We start from the raw sequence: 24,077 nt of genomic DNA on the forward strand, positions 1-24,077 counted from the left end.
TCGATGATTAGGATCTAACCTATACTGATACGACCAGATAACAAAACCACTGATTAATTTGTTAAGGGTTTCTTAATACCATGGCTTTTATAGTGGCTCTGCTGTTAGAGTTAAACGATCTAGGATTTGTTGTATGAACAAACAACAGGATAAATGCACATGGAAGAACATTTAAACCAGCTAGGACTTGCCCGACAACCAATTTTTGACCGCGAACTCAATGTCGTGGCTTACGAGCTGCTATATCAGTCGGAACATGGTGAAGCTGTAGCCAAGTTTTTAAAAGGCGACCAAGAATCCTGTAACGTCCTAATCAATAACTTCACCAGCATCTATGATTCTGGCACATTAAAGTCCTTACCCGCGTTTCTCAATGTCACTGAAGGCTTTATTCGTACCGAAAGCCTACCAAGCCTATCGCGACATAATTTGGTTCTAGATGTTAAACAGCAGCCTAATATCACGCCTGAATTGCTTGGTTCACTGAAAAAATATGTCGATGCTGGCTACCGCTTAGTTTTAGACGATTTCACTTACAGTAGTGACTACGATGAGCTGCTCAAACTTGCGCATATGGTACGAGTTGATATTCGTAAACATAGTGATGAAGCGATTGTTTCCCACTTGGAAAGCATGCGACCTTTTAAGGTAGTTTCTCTTGCAGAAAATGTTGAGACTCATGATGAGTATGAGCGCTGCCATGCCTTAGGGTTCAGACTTTTCCAAGGTACATTCCTCTCAAGACCAACACTAGTCGAAGGTAAAAAGTTAACGTCCAATCAAGCTATCGTAATTCATCTATTGGCTGCCCTTCAGGATCAAGATGTCACTCCTGCAGTACTAGCAGACATCTCATCTCGCGACCCGCAACTGACCTTCAAACTGTTGCGTATCGTCAATTCTGCGCAATATAACCTGCCGAATAAAATCGAGAGTTTAAGTCAGGCGATCATTGCCTTGGGCATGAATGAAATTAACAAGTGGGCCACCCTACTTGCCCTGTCAAGTAATGATGAGAAACCAAGCGAACTGATCCGACAGATCCTAATGACAGCAAGAATGTGCGAATCCGTCGCTTATCGCACTGAAGAGATTGATTCTGAACTCGCTTTTATTACGGGCGTAATTTCAATGCTGGACGCGCTACTTGAGATTGAACAAGACTCCTTACTTGAGCAACTATCCGTCTCTGATGAAATTGTCGAAGCAGTGACAAGTTACGAAGGTCCTGCTGGTCGTTTACTGCAAGCAGTCAACTTCTACATGATTGGCCAATCGGCATTTAAGCTGCCACCTCATATTCAAGAAATTTATGCCGATGCTTATTATGATGCTTTGAGCTGGAGTAATGAGACCATGCAGCTTATGTCAGGTTCTCACTTATAAATCAGGCTGAAAAATCGATAACAGCTGAGCCCTCACCCAGCGGCACATTGGATCTTGATGGAAGCGCTCATGCCAATAGAGGTAGAGCACAACCTCAGGTAGATCAAATTCAATAGGCAGCGGCTTAATCACTAGGCTGCTGCTTTTTACCAAATGCTGGGCCATTACTTCGGGCAGTGTAAAAATCAGATCAGACCCCTGACCAAACTCCGCAACCGACATAAAACTTGCGAGCCTCAGCATCACCTTCCGATCCAAACCGAATTTTTCTAATTCGATATCCATCATGCCAGGGCCCTTACCAGTAATGGAAACAAGTCCATGAGATGCCTGTGCGTAATCATTCAAACTAATAGAACCTTGGCTGGCTAAAGGGTTAGTTTGATCCAGAACACAAACATGACCTGTACGTGCAATTGGAAAGCGTCTGAATTGGTCTTGCCCTGAATCAGGAGATAGCCCAGTGATTGTAAAATGCACTTCACCTTTTGCGAGGTATTCGAAATGTTCTGGTCGCTGAGAAACAATCTCTACCCGTAAGCTCGGTGCCTTTTCACGCAGCATCCTTACCACATCTGGCATCAACAGAATCAATTCTAAATCCAAGCCTGTTAGCTTAACTACGCCCTCGGCTAGTTCTGGGTTGAATTCCTCCGGCTGCATAATCGATGCGACATCCTGTAACAATGGCTTTAACTGCTTTTCCAGATCAACAGCACGCGCACTAAGGTCATAGCCATTTCCAGTTCTAACTAAGAGAGGATCATCAAGTGTTTGACGCAATCGCTGTAACGCTCTGCTCACAGCTGGTTGGCTCATCTGCAGGCGTTCAGCTGCTTTAGAAACATGGCGCTCAGCTAACAACGCTTGTAGCACAACGAGGAGATTTAGGTCGACCGAACGTAAATTCATTAAACGAATAACCGAAATATAAAATATGCATTAGACGCATTTATGATTAGCCATTAAAGTTTGAAAAGCAAATCCAAAAGATGACGCTAACAACTTGTAAAGATTCGTAAACTTGACTGCAGCACAATGTTATTTATGGTTGCATAGCTAAGATAATTTGAGGACAGAAGTAGATGCCATTTAACCACAAAATTTTGAATGATAATGACAGCTATGGGTGGGGCCCAGTCCTACTTCATTGGTTCATTGCATTATCGGTTATTGGCCTTTACCCCCTCGGTTTATATATAGAAAGCTTAAGCTATTACGATCCCGAATACCGGACGGTGCCGATCTGGCATAAAAGTATCGGCATCCTACTAGCAGGTTTGTTGATTACACGCATCTTGTGGCGTTTATTCAACCGCTCGCCAAAAGCCCTGCCGCAACCAAAAAAGATGGCAATTGCAGCAAAAGCCGCACATGTATTGCTCGAAGTTTTACTTCTACTTACCTTGTGTTCGGGCTACCTGATTTCTACCGCTGATGGTCGAGCAATAGAAGTTTTTACTTGGTTTAGTATTCCAGCACTACCCTTCGCAATGGAACAGCAGGAGGATATTGCAGGTGAGATTCACTTTTTGATAGCAACAACACTCATCGTGCTAGCAGCATTACATGCATTCGCTGCAATAAAGCACCATTACATAGATAAAGATACAACACTAAAGCGCATGCTAGCGCTACGCGAGGAACATTGATGAAATCTAAATTTATTAAAGGGTTGGCGCTAGCCTCTCTAATCACTACGTCCCCTCTTTATGCTGCGGATTACGTTATTGATACAAAAGGTGCGCATGCATCTATTCAATTCCGCATCAGCCATTTGGGCACTAGCTGGTTAACTGGCCGTTTCAACACATTCTCGGGTGAATTCAGCTACGATGCTGCAAACCCTGCGGCATCTAAAGTAAATGTTGATATTGATGTTAACTCGTTTGACTCTAACCACGCTGAGCGTGATAAGCATATCCGTGGCGATGAATACCTAGACGTAGCTAAACACCCTAAAGCGTCTTTTGTTAGCTCTTCATACACGCCAAATGAAGATGGCAGCGGCGTAATGAAAGGCATGCTAACACTTTACGGAACAAGCAAAGAGATCTCTATCGACGTGAAAAAGGTAGGTGAAGGAAAAGACCCTTGGGGCGGATACCGTGCAGGCTTCGAAGGTACTACAGAGATCCAACCTAAAGATTTTGGCATGAACTACCAGCTAGGCCCTGCAGCTGAAACTGTATACCTAGAACTTCATATCGAAGGTATTCGTAAGTAATTTCGATTTCATCTCAAAACAAAAAAGGCGAACCTTATGGTTCGCCTTTTTTATATTCAAAACTGGATTTAGTAATCTGCATATTCCGAATAAACGCTGACTTCGTTTTTATCTGATACCGCATAGACTTTAAAATCGTCCTTTCGAGCGCCTTCCATATCCATACCTGGGCCACCTGATGGCATGCCTGGTACAGTCAACAAACGGATATTATCGGAATTATCAGCCAATAACTTTTTAATATCCTGCGCCGGTACATGACCTTCAACGACCAAGCCATTTACTACACCAGTATGACAAGACGCACCTTGAGCAGGTACACCTAAACGCTGCTTGATTGGCGATACATCATGCATCTCAATACTATTTACGTTGAAATTGTGTTGCTCAAGATGGGTGATCCATTCCTTACAGCAACCACAAGTCGGGCTATGGTAGACATCGATCTCATAACTTTGATCTGTTTTACCCTCTTCCCAATATGGGTCTGCTGCGAAAACAGGCATACATAAAACAGCGGAAACCAAACCAATAATTAACTTTTTCATTCAACAGCCTCTACAGTTAGTCTCTATATTTTATCGGGTGCTGGAGTGTAGAGCTATACGATTTTATTCAAGTCATTACAGGACGCTAAATTCAATTTGAGCGCTCGCCCCTGAAATACTTTGAACATAAAGCTGATAAGTTTGGCCTCCCTGCAGAGTCAGCTTTTGTTTATTGCTGGACCCTTCAAGCAACTTGCCATTGAGATACCAATTAAGACTGCCTTCACGTCCCTCGGCTCTAACATCCACTTCTATCATCTCCAAACCGTTGGTGTGATATACCTGTTGCGGGTTGATTCCATGCAATCTTAAAAGTGCACTGGTTTGTAAGATTGTTTTGCATTCGCTATTAAAAAGGGGAATACGCTCATCCCTTCGCCACTGTTTAGATATCCAAGGCTCCATCGCTGCAGGCCAAACAAAACCTGATTGGCTTTTCATAGGACCAATATCGCACTCCCTTGTCACCCTTAAGCCTGATTGTTGATCCACTAAATAATTATATTGCGGGTTATAAAATCGGTTTTGCCCTAGAGGCTCAGGATCCAAAGTACGCGGGGTATTTTTAGCAATCGTATAAGCAACTCTAACTTGATCGCAGGCCTGATCACTAGACATCACAACCCTACCATCCGGCCAACAGACAGACTGCTCCACAACATCCTCAGGTTTTGTGATTGTATCGGCTTCGGGCTCAAGCAATTGATAGAGCTGGAACAATAAAGGACCTGCCAAAACACGTCCCATAGTTTTCTCCATTGGCGAACCATCAGGCCTACCGAGCCAGACCCCTAGCGTATATCTTTTAGATACGCCCACTGCCCAGACATCGCGATAGTCCCAACTGGTGCCAGTCTTCCAACCAATTTTGGGAAGGTGAGCCCGAGAGTAACCATCGATAAATTGATCTGGCGGATCAATATTTGCAAGGGCATTCCAAGTAATCCATGCAGCTTCGGTGCTCATCAATTGCCGAGGTAGTTGCCCAGATTCATCATCACCGGCGTCTTCAACTCCACCAGCGACAGAATACTTTAATGGCGCAACTCTGCCTGAATTCGCCAAGCTCGTGTAGAGCGTTACTAAATGCTCTAAAGAGCTGCCAGCACCACCTAAGATAATTGCGGGATTAGCGCGCCCACCGGGAATTCGCAGAGAAGCACCAACATGATCGAGTTTGTTAGCAAAACGCTGAGAATCGTAATGCTGTATCATTTGAACAAATGGCAAATTAAGTGAGCGTTGTAATGCTGAGGATGCGGATACAGGCCCCGAGAATCCTTGGCTGAAATTACCAGGCCGATATTGCCCAGTCACTATAGGCACATCAGCTAATAGGGACTCACTATGGATAAGACTGTCATCCAGCGACAAGCCATATAAAAAGGGCTTTAAGGTGGAGCCCGGAGAGCGTATCGCTGTGACCATATCGACATGACCGAAGCGCTGTTCATTTAGAAAGTCTGCAGATCCCACGTACGAAATAACCTGACGGCTCTGATTATCAACTAACAATGCCGCCGCCGAAATGCCTTTAGCCTGTCGAGATACATAACGCTTTATCTGATCAGAGAACTGCTGCTGGATACCACTATCAATCGTCGAACGTATAACTTTGTTTTCAGGTTCCGACTGTTTCAAGCGTCGACTCAAAAGTGGCGCGTGTATCGGGTTGGATAGAGGCCATACCGCGATATTTTCTTGCTTCGCCCGGTTAACACTTTCTTCACTCCAAACTTGAAAGCTAAGCAAACGATCCAATACTTTATCTCGATATTGCTGTGCTAGTTTTGGATGCCTATCCGGCCTTAATCGTGAAGGTGCCTGAGGTAAAACAGCTAATAGAGCAGCTTCAGAAAAGCGTAGTTGCGAAGCTGGTTTTTGCAGATATTGTAAGCTAGCAGCTTGCACCCCTTCGATGGTTCCACCAAAGGGTGCCTTATTAAGATACATGTTTAAGATTTCATCTTTAGACAGATGCCATTCCAACTGCAATGCTCTTAATATCTGCTGCAATTTCCCCCTTACACTACGCGGGCTCGGATCGTGCAAACGCGCCACTTGCATGGTCAGCGTGGAACCACCAGAGATAATCCTACCCTCTTTAATCCACTGCCAACTTGCACGCAGCAAACTCAATGGATTGACGCCGGGGTGTCGGTAAAAATAACGATCTTCGTAAGTAAGTAGAGCCTCGATATACCGAGGCGAAACTTGATCAATGGAGACGGGGTATCGCCATACGCCATTGTGATCAGCGAAGGTACGCAAGGGTTCGCCATTACGGTCGAGAACAACCGTAGCTGCTCCTCCGGCTGAATTGTCATGTAAGGGGAAAGCACGATTTGCTATCCATAAACCTGCCGCGATAAGACAAAGCACACAACAGGTAAATTTAAAAACAAATCGCATCTTTCCTCACATCAAACGCTTAAGGTGCATACGTTTAGGTACATAGATTCAAGGAGCCCTCGTTTAAGGGATAACTGTTAAGTACTCAAGACTATTAGCAACACCCCGGTGGGCCGGTTTGTACATTGACTCAGCCTGTACAGGTGGTACTAAGTAATGCCCTGGCGTTACAGCTCGGCTTAAGAAATAAACCACCTGCTCGCGTTTTTCTGGAATATCAACGGCGGCAACATAACGATCATCTTTAAATGCCTGATAGGAGATCATCGCCCTCTGAGACACGGCCTCTCCGTCAATACGAATATCTTTTAACTTAAGCGCATGCTGTAGGTTCTGATTTTCAAGCTCTACCCCAGCAGGCAACAAACTTACCAATAAACCATCTGGCACACGTTTTTCGCTATAAAGCCTCACACGCGTTAACAGCAGATCGCCAGTTTTTAATACCTGATTCTTCTTCAGTAATTGCGCATTGCCATCCAAGACACGGAATTGATCTATATCTAAATTGATCCCTTCATTCACTTCTTTAGGCATCTGTTTAGGGATACCCGTCCAATGGAAACTTGCATAAGCCGGTTTGTCTTTTGTATTGGTGAACACAATAGAAGCTAGTTCTGAACTATCAAGATTACGACCTAGCTCGGTCGTAGCTTCCAGCAGCGTCTCAATTTCACCTTGAAGCAATTTCCCCTGCCATTCTCCCTCTTTATCCATTTGATTAAGGGTATTCGACAAGTGCAGTAAAGCTGCCTTTTCCTGTGTGCTTAACCAACGCTGCTGCTTCAAAAGAGCTAGTAGGTCTGGGATCTGTTGCAAGGCAACGTTGTGTAATGAATGGGCATTAGGCTGTTCCAGAATGGTATGGATCGCCATCGCTTTATCGCGAATGACCGAACCATAATCCCCTAGATAACCCTCAGCTCTTTCATTTTCCAGAGCCTGCTTCACTAGGTTTTCGCCTTCTTGCAAACTACCGGTTTCAAAAATTGCTAACCCTAAGTGCACTCCCGGCAGCACACCACGAGAGTCGTTGAGTTGCTGCTCTGCCAGATCGCGCAATGGCCCTAAGGTCACTTCACCCTGCTTAGCCAAAACATAAGCAGCATAAGCTTTGTAGGATATTTCATAATGGGAAGGGATATCTGACCAAGTTCTAACCGAAATCGCTTTACGGTTATGTACGTAAGCACGTAGACGACCTACAGAATTAGTCAGCATGGCGTTAGGTACAGCAAAACCTGAACGATCTAAATGCAGCAAGAAATCTGTCGCGTAAGCCGTTAACCAATGCTCTTCTGGCGAGAACTTATCCCACAAACCAAAACCACCATTGCCTAGCTGCAACTCGCTGTAACGACTGATCGCAGCATTAATACCATTTTCAAATTGAGAATTAGTGATAGAACGCGTGTAAGCCGGAGCTTTCTCACCTGCCAATAACAACGCCAAAGGTTGTGACTTACTGGTAGTTTGCTCTAAACAACCATATGGATAACTCATCAGGGTTTTAAAATGCTGCTGAGCATTCAGATCCGGCGTATTCGCCACACGTAACTGCGATTGAAGTTTGGTGAGGTCTTGAATAGCTCCGGAAGGAAATTGAATGCTTTCCCCTTCTGCCAATACACGCATATTTGAGCCGTAAACCGCTGGATATGCCGAGCGTACACCTAGCACCCATTCACGATTTAACTGAACATCACCGAAAGTAATCTCGGCAATGATTAACCCTTCGCCCAACTCAACTGCATCGGCAACCAAAGGCAATACCTGCTTCTCGCCTTTATCCAGTGACAGTTCAAAACTATCTTGCCTTAAACTCACTACACCCTGATGAGTTAACTTCACAGATATATTTTGAGCTTCATCAGACACATTGGCTAAATCCAACGCTAAGGTCGTTTGATCTCCGACAGCTAAAAAGCGAGGCATGGATAACTGAGCCACTACAGGAGAAGCAACTTTGGTTGTTTCACTCTCTAAACCAAAGCTATTTTCAGACATCGCCAACGCAGTTAACGTCAGCTCGCCATCAAATGCTGGCAGATCAAGTTCAACCGTCGCTTCTCCATTTTCCAAAGAAATTGGAGAGTGGTATAGGCTCAAAATCTCTACTTCAGTCGGAGGCACTTCGCCACCACGCTCTAGCTCACCATCACCGCCCCAAAGAATCTGAGCGTCCTTATACATATGAGGCTCAATTAAATCATTGTACATATCGCTGATTTTCGGTTTATAAGAACGACGGCCGTAGAAGAAGTTAAAAGGATCGGCTTGCTTATAGCCCGTCACACTTAACACACCGCTATCAACTGCTGTTAGGCTGATGTAGTAATCACCCTCGACAGGCTTACCTGCTTTGTCAGTGACTTTAAGGGTTAAGTTAGCTTTGGTTTCTGGAAGTAGTGATTCAGCAACGTCAATAGTTACATCGAGTTCACGATCAGCACGATCCAAAGGAAGATGTACAATACCTACACTACGCTTACTTACTTTGTCTTTATGCTCTGTTGGCGCGACGACAAAGGCACTAATATAAACATCGTGACGATTTAGATCTGCAGGTAGAGGAATCTCTACCTCAGCTTCACGATTGTTTAACAGAACTTCTTGGGAATGTAGAACCTGATCGGTTTCAAGAAGTACCACCGCTTTGCCCTCGGTTGGCGAAGCCAGTTTTACTTTAACGCGGTCTCCCGCTTGATATGACTCTTTATCTAACGCCAAGGTCACCAAATCAGGGCGGATACGATCCGAAGCTGTCTGCCAGCTGTAATACCAAGGTTCGCCCGCTTGGAAGGTATAAACGGTTTTACTCTTACCAGTAATATCATCCAGTTCTAAACGGTATGGACCCCATTCGACTGGCATGGACAATTGCTGAGGCTGATCTGATGCTAACCGAATAAATTCAGTCGCTACAGGGTATTCATTTTTCTCGATTTGATAGTGCCAACCGCGCTCAGGGGTATGACTCCAGAAATACTTCTCTTCCAATCGATAAAGCGTTGCTTTGACTTCTCCAGAGTTCAGTAATTGGCCCTGTTTATCAGCTCTCACCAATTCAAAACTAACCTTGTCATCTTTCCCAGATTGATCATTTTCGAAAGAAGGCTTCACACCGACAAAACTAGCTTTGGGCCAGAAAAGTGCTGAACGAGATCGGTTAATAGCGCGACCGCCGCTTTCGAACAAGCTATAGCGCACATTAATACGAGCGGGGCTTTCAAAAGATTGCGGGTTATATTGAGATAGATTGAACTCAGTTGAGGTTTCACCTGTATCATTCAGATTTACAGACGATAGACTAAACTGCTGCCAATCTACTGAAGAAGGTACGCCAAATTTAAAACCTTTTAGGTTTGCAAACGGTTCTGTCCACGCATTTAATGTCACCTGTGTATCCAGACGATTCCCAGCAGCAACTGCACCGTACAAGTATTCCCCTTTTACAGGTATTTTGATTTTATCGTTCAGATCAAAACTTAGCGGTGATGCTGCTTGATCAAATACCAGACGAAGCCGCTCTGGTAAAAAGGCCTCTACTTTGAAATCAAAATAAGCCGCATTTTTCTTACTTGCTGGGCTAAATACTTTAGCTTGCCAACCACCTAAGATCGCATTACTTGGAAAATCATATCGGAACTCATAGTAACCTGGCTTTGAAGGCTCAATTCGCCATGTTCCTGCTGAATCTGCATCGGGTTTAATTAACTCTATTTTTAAAGGCCCTGAAAGTAAGTTGCCGTCTTGATCACGCATAAGTGAACCAAAGACTAACTCCTCACCGGGACGGTAGATATTACGAGGGGCGAAGGTAAAAATTTCTACTTCTTTAGTCGGCCTGCCATGAACAGGATAATCAGACAGATCTAGAGAAGGTGCGTGGTATTTGAGAACGCTCACCTGCTGATTATGTTGCGCTAGGATCAAGCGAGGGCTCTTTCGTTGCCACTCATTATCAACTTGCCAGCTACCTTGTTCATCTGTTTCACCCGTTGCGATCACCTTACTATTACGATCAAGGATATTAAGGGTTACGCCTTTAAGTAGATCTCCGGTTGCAGCATTTTGGGCAATATAGGTCGTACTCTTTCCATAGTCTCTGGCTTGCAGGCCTATAGCAGAAACGCTAAACCAGGTTGCTTGATAACTAAACCCACCGGGCTCACGAACCGTTGCTAAATAAACACCGCCTTGATCAATATTAGGGACAGAGGCAACGGCAAATCCGGCTCTATTACGCTTGTTTCTATCTTCTCCAATCCGAATACGTGCTGTGTAAACGTGATCGACTGAACGTGCCAGGGCATCTTCGTCGAAATACCATCGATCGCCACTTTTCAGTGATTGATATTCATCAAAAAACTGAACGCTACTTTCCGGCTTTACCCGATAAATATTGATCTCTGCTTCCGGCACATTGACTGCAATCAGAGGTAAGGATTCCACCTTACCTGGAATCATTACGGCACCACCCGCTTCGAACGCGACTAGCTTAGGTAAATCTCTAGCCTTTAACGATTTGCTTACGCCTGTTTCAAGCACTGCCCCTGTAGCGCTTTTTAGGCCTTGTTTAATTTGAATATCATATTTTTGAAGCGGCTCTGGACCAATAAATCTAAGAGAACGTCCATCTTTACTGAGCACCGGCGTACCCAGATCTGGTGAAATCACCACATGACGTTCAAACTTTTGATCCGGATCTAAAGGAGAATTAAACAGGAGTGTTAGCGCATTAACATCACCGTATTCACGTTCTGATATATCTAGAACACCTAAGGCTTCAGCAACAGCATTTTGAACCTTATCACTTGCCGCATCTTTTTTAGCAGCATTTACAACGTCCTTATTATCATCACATCCCGCTATCAGCGCACAGGTAACCAGTACAGACCCCAGCAATTTAGAACGTGACATTCAGTACTCCTTTACATTTTGTAGGGCAGATTTGAGCTTTTTATCTAAGCTTCGAAGACTATTTGATAGTACATCAAGTTACACGACTTTTGTCCTGCTTTTCATACTTGCAAAAGATTACCTTTAAAGCGAGACTCATGCCTGATTATTGAGAGGTAATAGCGTGGACAAATCAGATTCTATTTATCACTGGGACAAAGAGTTCTTTGAGAAAAAAATATCACTACTAACAAACTGCCAGTTAGGCTTTGTTGGCGCTGCGCTCATGTTGATGATGATGAACCTTTCCAAGATCTATCTTCTCGCACCTCTCGGCGTAGGCTTGATCTTAGCTAGTTGGTACAAACACCACCTAGAACAAACCAAAGATCAAATGAAAAATATGTCTGTGGAGATTGCACCTAAATCAATCCTGTTAAAGCTACCTTCTGAAGAGACAGAAACACGCGTGACATTTCGCGAGATCGAAGAGATTAACCAACACAAAGAGAACATGGTGCAGATCATCACGCTTTACCTCAAAGAGAATGAAGATAAGCTTGAGATTAAAGCACTTAAAGACAGCGACAAGTTCGTTTCGACTTTGAAAACTCAAATGGCTGAGCAACTTTCAGATCAATAAACATATATATGGCCTTGCAGAAATCTCTACAAGGCCACTTATCTTAACTAAGAACAGATTGAAGAAACTGGTGTTGGCGGAGCCTGCACGACCTCCCAATTGATATCAGCCTGATCTTTGATACCCAACAGCTCCTGTAATGAGGATCGGCAGGGGCGCCAGTAATTCCTCACACTAACTGGATCTTCTGAAACGTAAAACCGCATCATCAAACCAGCTTGAATCGTAGAAATCATCTGCACAGTATTCTGCAATGATGCAGTAGACACCCCACCATTGATCTTTTGAAGAATGAGTAGCCGTTGCAGCGAGATATCATCATTTAATTGACGCAGTAACACCTGAACTTGTTGATTATATGTAGATGATGACACATATCCGAACAGTGCTCGCGCTGTCTCATCATGGGTAATCAAACAATCAAATAGCTCGGATTCTATTCGATCTAGAAACTCTTCCTTAGTTTTCGGGGTTTTGTAACCTTGTAATGTTAAGAGCATCCTACTGGAAAGTAATTGGAGCACCTCAATCTCAACTTCCGTCATTGTTCGGAAATGATGATAGAGTCCTCCTTTGCTAACCCCTGCCTCTTCAATCAACCTACCCGCCGTCAGCGCTTGTAATCCATCTTGACTGATGATGCGAGTTGCAGCATTAAGAATCAAACTCCTAGTTAGATCGGCGTTTCCATTTGGGCACATCACTTTGACCTTTTTTGCTTGGAACACATGAGGTAAAACGCCAGAAAATAAATCAGCTTTTCCACCTCTCTTTTCCTATGCTACGCCTCTAGTTATACAAACAACATCAAAACATAAGAATTTACTGATTTAGATCAAGCTGCATTAGCTTATCAATATAACCAATAAATCCAAAATTTAATGGCAAAATTTCATCATAGTGAAATTTATAAGATACCTTATAGTTTTAAAGAAAATACCCACTTGAATGAACAGTCAAACCACCTTAAAACTTCAAACATATCCATTTAATATCAATGAGTTATACACAGACTATAGGGAAATTATAAATTCAATTTCCTACAGGAATTTGCTTTTCCTATGCACCTATAAGATAAGAGTTACAAAAACTATCAATTTAATGACAAAAAGTTCCAAATCAATAAGTCTATCGCTGAAGAAGCATAAAACTCATCTTCAAAAATCGAACAAAATTCAAACAAAAACATAAACTTAATCGGTCAAATAACAACCAAATGTAAGTGGATTTTTATCTTTTAAGACCAAACACTCAAAAACTTGTATTTTTAATCATATAAAGCGCTATTCACCACTTTTCTGCTAGGGTTATCTCTGTCATGATCTAAACTTTAATTAACTATCTATCCCTTAGCGAACTCAGCTAAGTTACCAGCCAATGGATTAGGATATGGAATTAAGTAGTATATATGTCACTGTAATCGAGCCTTCTAAAGTTCAGCGCCACATCATCATCGGCCACTTAAACAGTTTCGGCATAAATAATATCGAAGAATTCTCCGAAGCAAAGCCAGCTCTTGAGCATATGCTTTCCTCTCCTCCGGATTTGGTGCTTTCATCTATGCATCTACCAGATATGACTGGTACTGACTTAGTTACCCAGATGCGTGGTTTAGGTGCTTTAGAGCACATAACCTTTCTCTTAATATCTTCTGAAACACACTATCGTTATCTTGAGCCTATTCGCCAAGCTGGTGCCATAGCGATCCTGCCCAAACCATTTAGCCGTGAAGAGATGGGCATGGCATTAAGAAGTACACTTGATTACATCACTGACTTTGAATCGGACAGCGACAGAGAAGAATATGATGCTTTGAGAGTTTTGATCGTTGATGACAGCAAAATGTCGCGCAACTACATAAAGCAAATGCTCGATTCGCTGTCAATCCACTCAGTTGATACAGCCAAAGACGGCTCTGAAGCCCTTGAATTCATCGCTAACGGCAGTCGATATGACCTAATCATTACTGACTACAATATGCCTAATGTCGACGGTAAAGAACTTGTAGAGCACATTAGAAGCCATAGTGAACAGCCTACTGTCCCTATTTTGATGGTAACAAGTGAGCAAAACGAGAGCCGTTTAGCAGCTGTGCAAAGCGCTGGTGTCTCAGCTATTTGTAGCAAACCTCTTTCTTACGACACCGTAAAGCAGCTCGTGGAACAGCTTGTTACAGACTTTGATATGTAAGAGACATACAAGTAGACATAAAAAAACGCGGTATTAACCGCGTTTTTTTATGTCTTTAATCATTTAACTTTTATCATCAAGCAAGTTTTCTGGGGCAAAGCCCATGATCAAAGCCCCCCAGTGCTGACCATTAATATACAGAGGAATCGATAGGTCATTCAAGATTTCCCCAGTATCGCGGATGAAGGTCTGCAGTAAGAATGGTGCTGTAGAAGATGCACGACGAACTTCCGCACGATTACCGGCAAAGATTCGACGGTTACGGCTCTTCAAGTTATCTACCTCAAAATTACCCGTAATGCGCTCCGACACTTTAGTGTGGTGAGCTGCTGCATAACCATTACGATCTACTGCAATAGCATAGATAAACTCAGAACGCTGATTGATAAAGCTATCGAATAACGGACGCATCATCGCTTCGTATTGATCAGCATAACTTGTGTCGTACTTCTCCGGCATCTGACCATCATTTGTACGGACGTAGTTAGTATCAAACATGTTACAACCACGATTGCTTAACTCTTCCAAAGCATCTTGAACCTGCTGACTCCACTGACGACCCGTTTGGATCATGCCCTCAAAACCACCGTAACCGATGATGAAGCGAGAAAGCAGTTCCTGTGTTTCCTCAGTCGAGTGCTCTAGCTCTTCAGAGAAGCGACGTGATTGCTCAATCTCTCCATGCATTGATGTAGAGATGTTGGTAATTTCTGAAACATGATTATGCGATTCACGGTTTGTATAAGCCAGCTCGTCAATGGCAGCACTAATACTACTTAACTGACTGTTTAATTCTTCAAAGTCACTGACCAATCCGTGGAATTGATCATTTGTGCTACCGATAAACTCTTCTGTAGAGCCAACATACTCCAAAATCGTAGAAGCACTGTTTCGTGTACTACCTACTAAAGAAGACATCTGACTAATGTTTTGATCAATCTCGCTTGTAGCTGTGCTAACTTTCTGAGACAGATTACGTACTTCATCGGCTACGACCGAGAAACCACGACCTGCTTCACCTGCACGAGCTGCCTCAATCGATGCATTAAGCGCCAACAGGTTAGTTTGATCTGAGAAATCCTTAACCATGCCCAGGATCTCAGTGATGTTACGGGAATTAATCTCAAGCTGATGAACCGTCTCTTGAAAATCAGTCACCTGCTCTCTAATCGCTTCAACCTGATTCTGTACCCGTCCAAGTTCGTTACTTGAAGTGCGAATTTCATCAAGATTGCGCGTGTTACGTTCAGAGATCTCAAGAGTACTGCCGGCAATATTATCAATGGCTTGGGTGGCCTCTTGAGATGATTGGAAGACTTTCTGTGCCTGCTCTTCTTGTTGAGAGGCTGAACCTTGCGCTTCGATAAGAACTTTCTGCAAGCGAGTTGAGCTAAGTGCAACGCTTACACTACGACGACGGCTTTCCGCAATCATTGCTTTTAAGCTAGAAGAGAATCCATTATAGCTTTCTGCCATCTCTGAGATCTCATCGTAAGTATACTCAGGTAGCGTCGCTGAAATATCACCATCCTTATCCTTAATCGCCTTCAAAATGTCTGTCATTTCATTAATTGGACGCAGGAATAGGTGACGCATAAAGAAGATGGTACCAATACCTGTAATAAGAGCGAATCCAACCGTTAAAGCACCGTAAAAGCCAAAGGAATCCAGATGGGACTGAATAAGCTCTACAGGTACAGAAGCGGCCTCAACTCCTGAGAGGCCTTGCTCAAGCTTCTCAAAGTGATAGTAACCAATAAGCAGTAAAACGATATGGGGTAAAAGTAGGAATAGGACGTTACCCAAGATCTTCTTAGTTAACGTATTGAATAAGGATTTCTCGATACTCTTGTATAGGCTCATTTTCGCTCTCATTATTTTTATCGCTGCCTGTGCCATCTCATTTGGCGAATAGTGCTAAAACTCCTTTTCCAAACAGCATAGACTATTTATATAGCGATGCGTTATTTGTTAACACTATGAAAACACATCAAAAATAACACAACCATTCAGCAATTCAAACAAACAGTCACCAAAGAACCCAAGCATTTTTTGATTGAAGATAAGAACGCTTTTCTTTCCAATCCGGGCAGTGCCTCTCAACAAGCGCCCAAAATTTAGGACTGTGATTTAAATGAGTCAGGTGTGATAACTCATGAATAACCACATAATCTATAATATTTTTATCCGCAAATACTAGTCGCCAGTTAAAGGTAATTTCACCTTGCGCCGAACAGCTGCCCCACCTACGCTTAAAACTCTTACATTTCAATGAGTTATATTTTACATTTTTTTTATCAGCCCAATGTTTAACTCGTTCAGCTATAACCTGTTCAGCCTGCTCTTTAAACCATTTTTTCAAAAATGCCTCAACACGCTCTGAATCACTCTTCGTATTTGAACGACGTTTACCCATAACCACTAATAGCTTGGCACCCTCGAATACAACACCCCATCGATCCCCATGACACCAATCCAGAACATATTCGTTACCTAGGAATGGAAACAAAGCACCTTTTTCAGTTTTCAAACAAAACGTTTTAAGATTTTGTGACATAACTGCCTGTTTTTGCGATATCCATCCCTGTTTCTTAGAAATCCAAGCCTCTATCCACTGATCAGTTACCCATTCAGGAACCCGAATTGAGACGCCTTTTTCATCCACCTGAATAGCCGCTGTTTTTCTACGCGCACTTCTAATTATTGTGTACTGCTCTATAGTTTCATTCATTAGGTTATAACTGCTTGTTTAGAAAAACTGCTAAATAATTTTTTACTAGGAGGGATTCAAAATTGATCGAACTTCTTGATCAAATAAGAAGCTGCAGACTCTGTGAAAAAGCACTCCCTTTAGGGCCTCGCCCAATAGTACAAGCTTCTGCTGATTCTAAGCTTATAATTATCGGCCAAGCCCCAGGTAGCAAAGTTCATCATTCAGGTATCCCTTGGGACAACCCCAGCGGCGATAGATTACGAGAATGGCTAAAATTAGACAAAGAAACTTTTTACAATGATAACAAGATTGCAATTATGCCTATGGGGTTTTGTTATCCAGGTAAAGGACGATCAGGTGACAACCCACCCAGACCTGAATGCGCCCCCACATGGCACGAGCGCCTATTGAATGAGATGCCTTCCATCCAATTAACTCTTTTAATTGGACAGTATGCTCAGCGTTATTACCTAAATCAGGATCAAGTCTTAGCTAATTACAAAACTCTCACCGAACGTGTAAAAAATGCTTATAAAGCACCTACAGCTATCTTCCCTTTACCTCACCCCTCACCGAGAAATCAGCTATGGTTGAAGAAAAACCCTTGGTTTGAAGCGGAAACGCTACCGCTGTTAAGAAAAAAATTAGCTATGATCAATCTTTAAATCATCTAAATGAAACTATGCATTGATCTATAGTTTTTGAAAATTCTGTAACTGTTGGACCGTCATCATTTGCAGCATATTTAACACATTCATATTGCAGAGCAATTTGACCACAAACCTCGGCTAAATCAGGCCGCACATTAGCTAATCTCGCACAGTAATCACCTACCGTTTCACCTTTTGATCTCTGTAAGCCCTTCGGCTTTAAACCATTAGATAAACGAATAATGTTTGAGTCAAAGGGATCTTGTGGTGGCGCAGCACTAGACCGAGCCATTAACAGCATTGTGATGGTTATCACTATAGCAAACGGGACGAGTAGGAATATGACTAAACGCCACGCAGTTACCTCTCCTAAGAGATCACGAAGCAGATCTATCTGTCGATGATGATAGTGTAAAACCCAACGATGCCAAGCATAGTTAAACCCTTCTATACGCAGCCTTAATTCTGATAAAAAACCATCGCCCTTAATACCTAAACTTTGCACAGGGCTTTCGTTTAAAAACTCGGGCTCACGGGATAACACTTCACTCGACGCCTCTTCAATACGATCGGGAGAGACTGCTGCTGTTGGATCAATCCGCACCCAGCCCTTATTCGGAAGCCATGCTTCCACCCAAGCATGAGCATCATACTGCCTTACTAATAGATAATTTTCATAATGATTCCACTCTCCGCCTTGATAGCCAGTGACAATCCTTGCTGGAATACCCACCGAACGAAGCATAAATGCCGTAGCGCTTGAGTAATGGCCACAGAACCCCCTTTGTGTTTTGAAGAGAAAATCATCCACAGTATTCACCCCCAGCGGTGGCGGGGAGAGTGTATAGCTGAAGTTTTTATTGAAAAATTCAAGTATTCGCCGAATAAACGCCTCTTCAGTTCCGGTTTCTCGCCACCATTGTCGAGCTAATTCCATTGTCACAGGATTGCCTTCGGGCAAATAAATTTCTCGGGTAAAGCTCTGATAGCTTCGCTCAGAGCCTATAGACAAAGCAGGCCTTGCAACTAATGAAAATTGTTTCCGCTGAATTAATGGGCTACGTGTTTCTAATACTCGCCCAGCACGGAACTCTAATTCACTGGGGGTTTTGCTTACATAATCTAATGCGGGAACATAAGTCGCCTGAGTAGGCTCTAAAATGAGCTCATAACCAATTTTTGCACCAGAACGCTCTGACTCTGTCGCTTTATCTCTATTTACCAAACTACTTTCTAGATTACTCCAACTACGACCATCAAAGTCATGAAGAACAATCGCGCGCCAATATAAGCTTGATTGCGGCGGCTTTACTCCCTCAAAAGTCGCTCTAAAAGCCACCTCTGCTGAGCGAGTCAATCGTGTGATATCGCCTGGAGTCATGGTGTCAGACAAACCGGTTTTGGCCGCACTTTTATCAAAACTAATCTGCCAGAGTGGATCTATTCGCGGCATGCCCATAAATAAGACAATCATTAATGGGAACACCGGAATAAACATCAAGCAGGTTCGCTTAAACGGCTGAAAGAATGGCACTGCACGATGAATATGTATCGCCTGTAAAGCAGTACTTACAACCAACAAACAGAATAATGTGTAAAATGCCATCCATATTGTTTGCGTGAAAAGAAAAATAGATGCAGCGATAAGATATGCCACATAGAGAACAACCAAAGCATCACGCCGCTTGTAGATTTCCAACAGTTTTAAGGAGAAGGCAACAACTAATAAGGAAACGGTAGAGCTAATCCCCCCTCCCTCTTGATAACTGAGCAGAACGGATGCTCCTGCGACAAAAACCAAAACAGATTTAAACCATTTAGCAGGAAACGACCAACGACCAATAAAGACCATCACTCGCCAGCTTAATGTGAACAGCACTATACCTGGCACCCAAACAGGCAGATGGCTAACGTGAGGCAGAACAACCACAAACACACTAATCAACTGCCATAGTAGTGCCGTACGGCTTAGCTGCTGGTTATGCATGGCCAGTGTTGCCATTCGCACCTCCAAATACCGCTAGCACCGTTAAAACCTTTTCTAAATGATCCGGGCCTGATGAAGGTTGAATTCGGTTATTGGGCAACATCAATCCAAAATCTATTCCTTCATGCTCTAATTGAATTGCCCAATAACAGATAACACTGAGCCTAGGCTCCATTGGAAGATCTGGCCACGACTCCCAATTCAACCACACCTGACGACTTTGCTGTCCGACATAGCGCTTTACTAACAACCCTCGCCCCTGCGCAAATTGCTTCCAAGCGATATGTTTAGTTGACTGTCCCGGCTGATACTCTTCCAAACCAAAAAAATCATCACCAGCCCTTTTATCCCCAGAATAACTATCTTGATCACCACTATTTAAATCAGGCCGCGGTCCTTTTTGAGGTTTTGGAAATACGACTATATCTAAATCTAACTCAACCCAACTCCAAGCCCTTAATAAACCAAATGGATAAGTGGTTTCTATCTTCAGTGGACCCGGCTTTAAACGACCTCGTTTATGGGTAGTCAGATTCAGTTCTACATCTCGCGCTTGTTCTTTCTCAAGGTGGACCGTTTCTTCAGGTTGCCCCTTCCAGTTCAACTGAATAGTTTCGTAGTTCCGATTATTTTCAGATTCCAACAGCACCGAAAGGTAAGTTGAATCACCTGCAAAACAGTTTTTACCTCTTAGCGCAGTGATTCTTAAACCTGATAGGTTTAGATAGGTAAAATGTATAGTTAGCACTCCAAGGGCTACCAACAAGTAAGCTACCGCATGGATAAGGTTGTTTTGATAATTCGTTGCGATAAAAAAAAGAAGGATACAAAGAAAGAGAAAACTCCAACCTGAAGCAGTCGGAAAAATATAGATACGTTTTTGATTTAAAAGGATGGAATGACCTTTAGGCCGCCTAGAACTGATAACCTTATCAACCCATACTTGAAACCGGCCACCGACTTGATCAACCAACCACATCAACTTCACTCAGCAATTTACGAACCAGCGCAGTACCACTCTGATCCATGTAATCCTCCGATGAACGTAGACGGTGTGCAAATACAGGTCCTAGCAAAGATTGTATATCTTCAGGAATCACATACTCTCTACCACTAATATAGGCCCAGGTTTTAGCTGTATTTAGTAACGCCAAACTCCCTCGCGGAGATATGCCATATTCAAATTCTGTTGATTCGCGACTGTACTTAACCAGCCTCTGAATATAATCCAGCACACTACCTGATACAGAAACCTGAGCACACTCACCTCGAATCTGATCAAGCTCGATAAGCTCAAGCTGCTCATTAAGGTCCGGGATTTTCTTACGGGCATCCCCACCTAATAAAAGCTCCCTTTCAGCTTCTAATGAAGGGTAACCAAGATGAATACGCATTAAGAAACGATCGAGCTGAGATTCAGGCAGTGGAAAAGTACCATATTGGGAAATTGGGTTTTGGGTGGCAATAACAAAGAAAGGTTGAGGTAAATCGTAACTACGCCCTTCAACCGTTACCTGCCTTTCTTCCATCGCCTCTAGCAGTGCGCTTTGTGTTTTTGGTGTTGTACGATTAATTTCGTCAGCTAATATGAGCTGGGCAAAAACAGGCCCTTTATGAAAAATAAACTGACCGTTAGCAGAATCAAAAATAGATGCCCCTAAAATATCAGCGGGCAACATATCACTAGTAAATTGAATTCGTTGATAATCTAGCCCAAGCACTTTAGCCAAGGCATGGGATAAAGTCGTTTTCCCCATCCCAGGCAGATCTTCAATTAATAGATGCCCCCCAGTAATCAAACAAGTAAGCGCCTGCCTGATTTGAACTTCTTTCCCATATAAAACCTGGCCAACTGCCTCAACAATCTGATCTAGCTTTTCGCGCATGAACACCTTACTCCATATCCCTGAGTAATTACTATGCCAGTTTGGTTTAGCTCCTGCACGAGCTTATCCCATCTTACTGTTAAAATTTAAGAGGGATTGAATCTTGGTGATAATCCGCAAAATCAGAACGGCACGCTTCATCATGAGTCTCGATCTGAACAAGGTTGGCCTCATGAATGCCGGCTTTAAGGCAGATATCATAACCCTCTTTTACATTGTGACAGGTAACAACCTTACCTTCCTGATCTTTGATCAACTCTTTGTGTAAATGATCATGATCATCGAATTCCACCTCGATAACCATAGGGCCACACCCAGATTCGATAAAATTAACACCCTTGATTCTTGCCTGCTGCTTTAGCATACCCATTTGCTCTATGTTCATAAAAAGCCTCCAGAACTATGCTTGCGGATAATTTAAAAAGAGATGAGCATTGTACGTAACACCGAAACGTTTAGATTAATAATAGTCAAAGATCAGGTATTACGAAGGCTAGAGGGCATAGATAGTCACAAAAAAACCCGGTATAAACCGGGCTTTTATAATTACAGATCAGACATATTAGTCACAGCAAGAATCACCACTATCACAGCAGCTTTCACCACCTTCGTGTACGTGGCCATGAGATAACTCTTCTTCTGTCGCTTCACGAACATTAGTCACTTCGACATTAAAAGTCAGTGTTTGGCCCGCTAGAGGGTGGTTACCATCAAGGATAACGCCATCTTCTTCAAGAGCTACAACTGTAACTGGCTGCTGCCCCCAAGGTGCTTCAGCCATAAACTGCATACCAACCTGAATGTCATCAATACCTTGAAAATTAGCACGATCAACTGTCTGCACTAGCTCTTCACGCACATCGCCGTAACCTTCTTCAGGTGTCACAACAACATCTAACTTATCACCAACCGTTTTGCCAATCAGCGCTTTTTCCAAACCAGGAACAATATTGTTAGCGCCACAAACGAATGGTAATGGCTCTTGGCCCTGAGAAGAATCTAGAACTTCACCTTCTTCATTTTTTAGTGTGTAGTGGATGTAACCAACTAGATTTTCAGCAATTTGCATACAAAGAATTCTCTATTTAGAGGGAGATACACTTAAGCTGCAGATGAAATTAACACTGCAATAAACCATCACCCTGATTAGGATTTGGAAACCTAGCTAAAGGTCCAACCACAAGTAAAAACTTAGTTAAGTCAATCATACAGATTGCACCAAAATGCTGCTAGTTCTAGCTATCTATCACACAAAGAAATTACACCTTCACTAGAAAATAGGAATTTTTCTTAGCTCCAAATCTAGATCCCTGTGCTAATTTGTATCTATTGATAGCCTTATCATGGAGGATCAAGCTAATGGAAAAGGCATGTACGCTATGCTACAGCCTTGTATTGCATCACAAACCACACTCAGCACTAAAAAAGATTAGTGAATTGAAAGGTAGTGAGTTGTATAAATGCTGTTGCTGTTACGCCTACTTACACAAGCATGACAACGAGTGGGAAATAATCAGTGGTGGAGACTTTAGCGGCAAGCCTGTCGATCAGGTTGAAACTGAGAGTCAATCTACAGAGTACGAAACTGAGAATCTAAGTTTCGGCAAACGCATAAGCTATCAACCGTAATTGATAGCTTATGGTTACAAAAGACCTACTTCATACAAAATCGCAACAAGCTGAGTTTTATTACGCGCACCAAACACACGTTTGGCTCGAGTAATATGATACGTAATTCCTTCCTCAGTTAACGCCAGCTTATCAGCGATTCTTTTTACCGCCATGCCCTCAGCTGTCATCTGAATAATCTGACGGCAAGTATGCGATAACAGCTCCTGCTTAAGGAAAGGGTTTTGCTCTTTCTCACAAACAACCTGCAGTAATGAGTGATAACGAGCTAAAATAGGTACCAGCCACTCCTTTACTGACTCGAAAAACTCTTCAAATTCGCCAGCTGGCAAACTATGAAAAAGACCAAAGTAATGAAACCAATAATTATCACTCGCACCCGTCATAGGTACATAGACACGAGACGCTATATTATTTTGTTTCCAAAACGATTCTGCCTGTGAACCAACACTACTATCGGTATTCTTAACGACGAGTGGAGAACGCGCTTCTGGTAACACTTTCCATAACGGGTCAGCATGAGCAACGTCTCGATAATAAGCTTTAACAACTGCATCCGGTAACGAACCGACAATATCAAAACCATTTTCCCAACGCTGCCTCTGATGATCTGACAAACCTTCAATATGCTGACGCGTCAGCACTGAGTATGTGAAGGAAGTAAAACCAAGCTGGCATAGTAACTCGTCTAGTTCCTGTAATAGCCTATCCCAAGTACATTCAATAGCTAACACTGTTTTTTCTTGAAGTGCTGGCTGTTGTTTTAGCTGTAGAATCAGGCTTTCCATATCTTGCACTAAAACACTCCGTTGAAAAGTGAGTCCTGATACCTAAAGGGGAAATAATTCTTGTTAAAGATAAACACCCAAGAGGTATGACCAAATTACATAAATTCAAACAAAAG

At 42.9% G+C, this 24,077-nt stretch carries 20 protein-coding genes; 7 read left to right on the plus strand and 13 right to left on the minus strand.

What is annotated here, in order from left to right; translation table 11 throughout:
* Positions 1-159 precede the first annotated feature (159 nt).
* On the plus strand, positions 160-1,386 hold the full coding sequence (locus tag ACMXYS_RS09470; protein ID WP_415881476.1) for an EAL and HDOD domain-containing protein: 1,227 nt from the start codon (positions 160-162) through the stop codon (positions 1,384-1,386).
* On the opposite strand, the gene ACMXYS_RS09475 is transcribed toward ACMXYS_RS09470, so the two are convergent.
* Positions 1,381-2,298: a LysR family transcriptional regulator gene (locus tag ACMXYS_RS09475; protein ID WP_415896350.1), complete on the minus strand. Its 918-nt coding sequence runs from the start codon at positions 2,296-2,298 to the stop codon at positions 1,381-1,383. The genes ACMXYS_RS09470 and ACMXYS_RS09475 overlap by 6 nt on opposite strands.
* Positions 2,299-2,471: 173 nt before the next feature.
* Between ACMXYS_RS09475 and ACMXYS_RS09480 the strand changes: the two genes are divergently transcribed.
* The gene (locus ACMXYS_RS09480; protein ID WP_415881478.1) at positions 2,472-3,038 is read left to right on the plus strand and encodes a cytochrome b; all 567 of its coding nucleotides are present in this window, start codon (positions 2,472-2,474) and stop codon (positions 3,036-3,038) included.
* Positions 3,038-3,613, plus strand: coding sequence for a YceI family protein (locus ACMXYS_RS09485; protein ID WP_415894188.1), 576 nt, complete (start codon positions 3,038-3,040; stop codon positions 3,611-3,613). Before ACMXYS_RS09480 ends, ACMXYS_RS09485 begins: the two co-directional genes overlap by 1 nt.
* A 68-nt stretch (positions 3,614-3,681) precedes the next feature.
* On the opposite strand, the gene ACMXYS_RS09490 is transcribed toward ACMXYS_RS09485, so the two are convergent.
* From ACMXYS_RS09490 to ACMXYS_RS09500, 3 genes are all read right to left on the minus strand, one after another.
* Positions 3,682-4,161: a DUF411 domain-containing protein gene (locus ACMXYS_RS09490; RefSeq protein WP_415896351.1), complete on the minus strand. Its 480-nt coding sequence runs from the start codon at positions 4,159-4,161 to the stop codon at positions 3,682-3,684.
* A gap of 75 nt (positions 4,162-4,236) precedes the next feature.
* The gene (pbpC, locus tag ACMXYS_RS09495; protein WP_415896352.1) at positions 4,237-6,573 is read right to left on the minus strand and encodes a penicillin-binding protein 1C; all 2,337 of its coding nucleotides are present in this window, start codon (positions 6,571-6,573) and stop codon (positions 4,237-4,239) included.
* A 63-nt stretch (positions 6,574-6,636) separates the two neighbouring features.
* Complete coding sequence (locus tag ACMXYS_RS09500; protein WP_415896353.1) at positions 6,637-11,496, minus strand: alpha-2-macroglobulin family protein; 4,860 nt, start codon at positions 11,494-11,496, stop codon at positions 6,637-6,639.
* Positions 11,497-11,659: 163 nt separating this feature from the next.
* Between ACMXYS_RS09500 and ACMXYS_RS09505 the strand changes: the two genes are divergently transcribed.
* Complete coding sequence (locus ACMXYS_RS09505; RefSeq protein WP_415896354.1) at positions 11,660-12,118, plus strand: hypothetical protein; 459 nt, start codon at positions 11,660-11,662, stop codon at positions 12,116-12,118.
* 47 nt (positions 12,119-12,165) lie between these two features.
* Here the strand turns inward: ACMXYS_RS09505 and ACMXYS_RS09510 are convergent, their stop codons facing one another.
* Positions 12,166-12,819: a TetR/AcrR family transcriptional regulator gene (locus ACMXYS_RS09510; protein ID WP_415881484.1), complete on the minus strand. Its 654-nt coding sequence runs from the start codon at positions 12,817-12,819 to the stop codon at positions 12,166-12,168.
* A 688-nt stretch (positions 12,820-13,507) separates the two neighbouring features.
* Here ACMXYS_RS09510 and ACMXYS_RS09515 point away from each other — a divergent pair.
* Complete coding sequence (locus ACMXYS_RS09515) at positions 13,508-14,308, plus strand: response regulator (protein WP_415881485.1); 801 nt, start codon at positions 13,508-13,510, stop codon at positions 14,306-14,308.
* Positions 14,309-14,371: 63 nt separating this feature from the next.
* On the opposite strand, the gene ACMXYS_RS09520 is transcribed toward ACMXYS_RS09515, so the two are convergent.
* Positions 14,372-16,171: a methyl-accepting chemotaxis protein gene (locus ACMXYS_RS09520; protein WP_415881486.1), complete on the minus strand. Its 1,800-nt coding sequence runs from the start codon at positions 16,169-16,171 to the stop codon at positions 14,372-14,374.
* A gap of 166 nt (positions 16,172-16,337) precedes the next feature.
* Entirely contained in the window at positions 16,338-17,039 is a 702-nt protein-coding gene (locus ACMXYS_RS09525; RefSeq protein ID WP_415896355.1) for a M48 family metallopeptidase, read from the minus strand.
* 62 nt (positions 17,040-17,101) lie between these two features.
* Here ACMXYS_RS09525 and ACMXYS_RS09530 point away from each other — a divergent pair, with 62 nt between their 5' ends.
* A complete protein-coding gene (locus ACMXYS_RS09530) occupies positions 17,102-17,686 on the plus strand; it encodes a uracil-DNA glycosylase family protein (RefSeq protein WP_415896356.1) in 585 nt (194 codons plus the stop codon).
* A 1-nt stretch (position 17,687) separates the two neighbouring features.
* Here ACMXYS_RS09530 and ACMXYS_RS09535 read toward each other — a convergent pair whose 3' ends face one another.
* From ACMXYS_RS09535 to ACMXYS_RS09555, 5 genes are all read right to left on the minus strand, one after another.
* Positions 17,688-19,673 carry a transglutaminaseTgpA domain-containing protein gene (locus ACMXYS_RS09535; RefSeq protein ID WP_415896357.1) on the minus strand — a complete coding sequence of 662 codons (1,986 nt, stop codon included), beginning with the start codon at positions 19,671-19,673 and terminating at the stop codon, positions 17,688-17,690.
* Entirely contained in the window at positions 19,651-20,637 is a 987-nt protein-coding gene (locus ACMXYS_RS09540; protein ID WP_415896358.1) for a DUF58 domain-containing protein, read from the minus strand. The genes ACMXYS_RS09535 and ACMXYS_RS09540 overlap by 23 nt, the downstream gene beginning before the upstream one ends.
* Positions 20,624-21,544, minus strand: a complete 921-nt coding sequence (locus tag ACMXYS_RS09545) for an AAA family ATPase (protein ID WP_415896359.1) — start codon at positions 21,542-21,544, stop codon at positions 20,624-20,626. Before ACMXYS_RS09545 ends, ACMXYS_RS09540 begins: the two co-directional genes overlap by 14 nt.
* A gap of 79 nt (positions 21,545-21,623) precedes the next feature.
* Entirely contained in the window at positions 21,624-21,929 is a 306-nt protein-coding gene (locus ACMXYS_RS09550) for a hypothetical protein (RefSeq protein ID WP_415881492.1), read from the minus strand.
* Positions 21,930-22,106: 177 nt separating this feature from the next.
* On the minus strand, positions 22,107-22,613 hold the full coding sequence (locus ACMXYS_RS09555; protein ID WP_415881493.1) for an FKBP-type peptidyl-prolyl cis-trans isomerase: 507 nt from the start codon (positions 22,611-22,613) through the stop codon (positions 22,107-22,109).
* Positions 22,614-22,903: 290 nt separating this feature from the next.
* Between ACMXYS_RS09555 and ACMXYS_RS09560 the strand changes: the two genes are divergently transcribed.
* On the plus strand, positions 22,904-23,173 hold the full coding sequence (locus tag ACMXYS_RS09560) for a hypothetical protein (protein ID WP_415881494.1): 270 nt from the start codon (positions 22,904-22,906) through the stop codon (positions 23,171-23,173).
* Between the two features lie 14 nt (positions 23,174-23,187).
* On the opposite strand, the gene ACMXYS_RS09565 is transcribed toward ACMXYS_RS09560, so the two are convergent.
* Positions 23,188-23,961, minus strand: a complete 774-nt coding sequence (locus ACMXYS_RS09565; RefSeq protein ID WP_415884659.1) for a helix-turn-helix domain-containing protein — start codon at positions 23,959-23,961, stop codon at positions 23,188-23,190.
* Positions 23,962-24,077 lie beyond the last annotated feature (116 nt).

The sequence above is a fragment of the Neptuniibacter sp. QD57_21 genome, assembly GCF_047778075.1.
Lineage (GTDB): Bacteria > Pseudomonadota > Gammaproteobacteria > Pseudomonadales > Balneatricaceae > Neptuniibacter.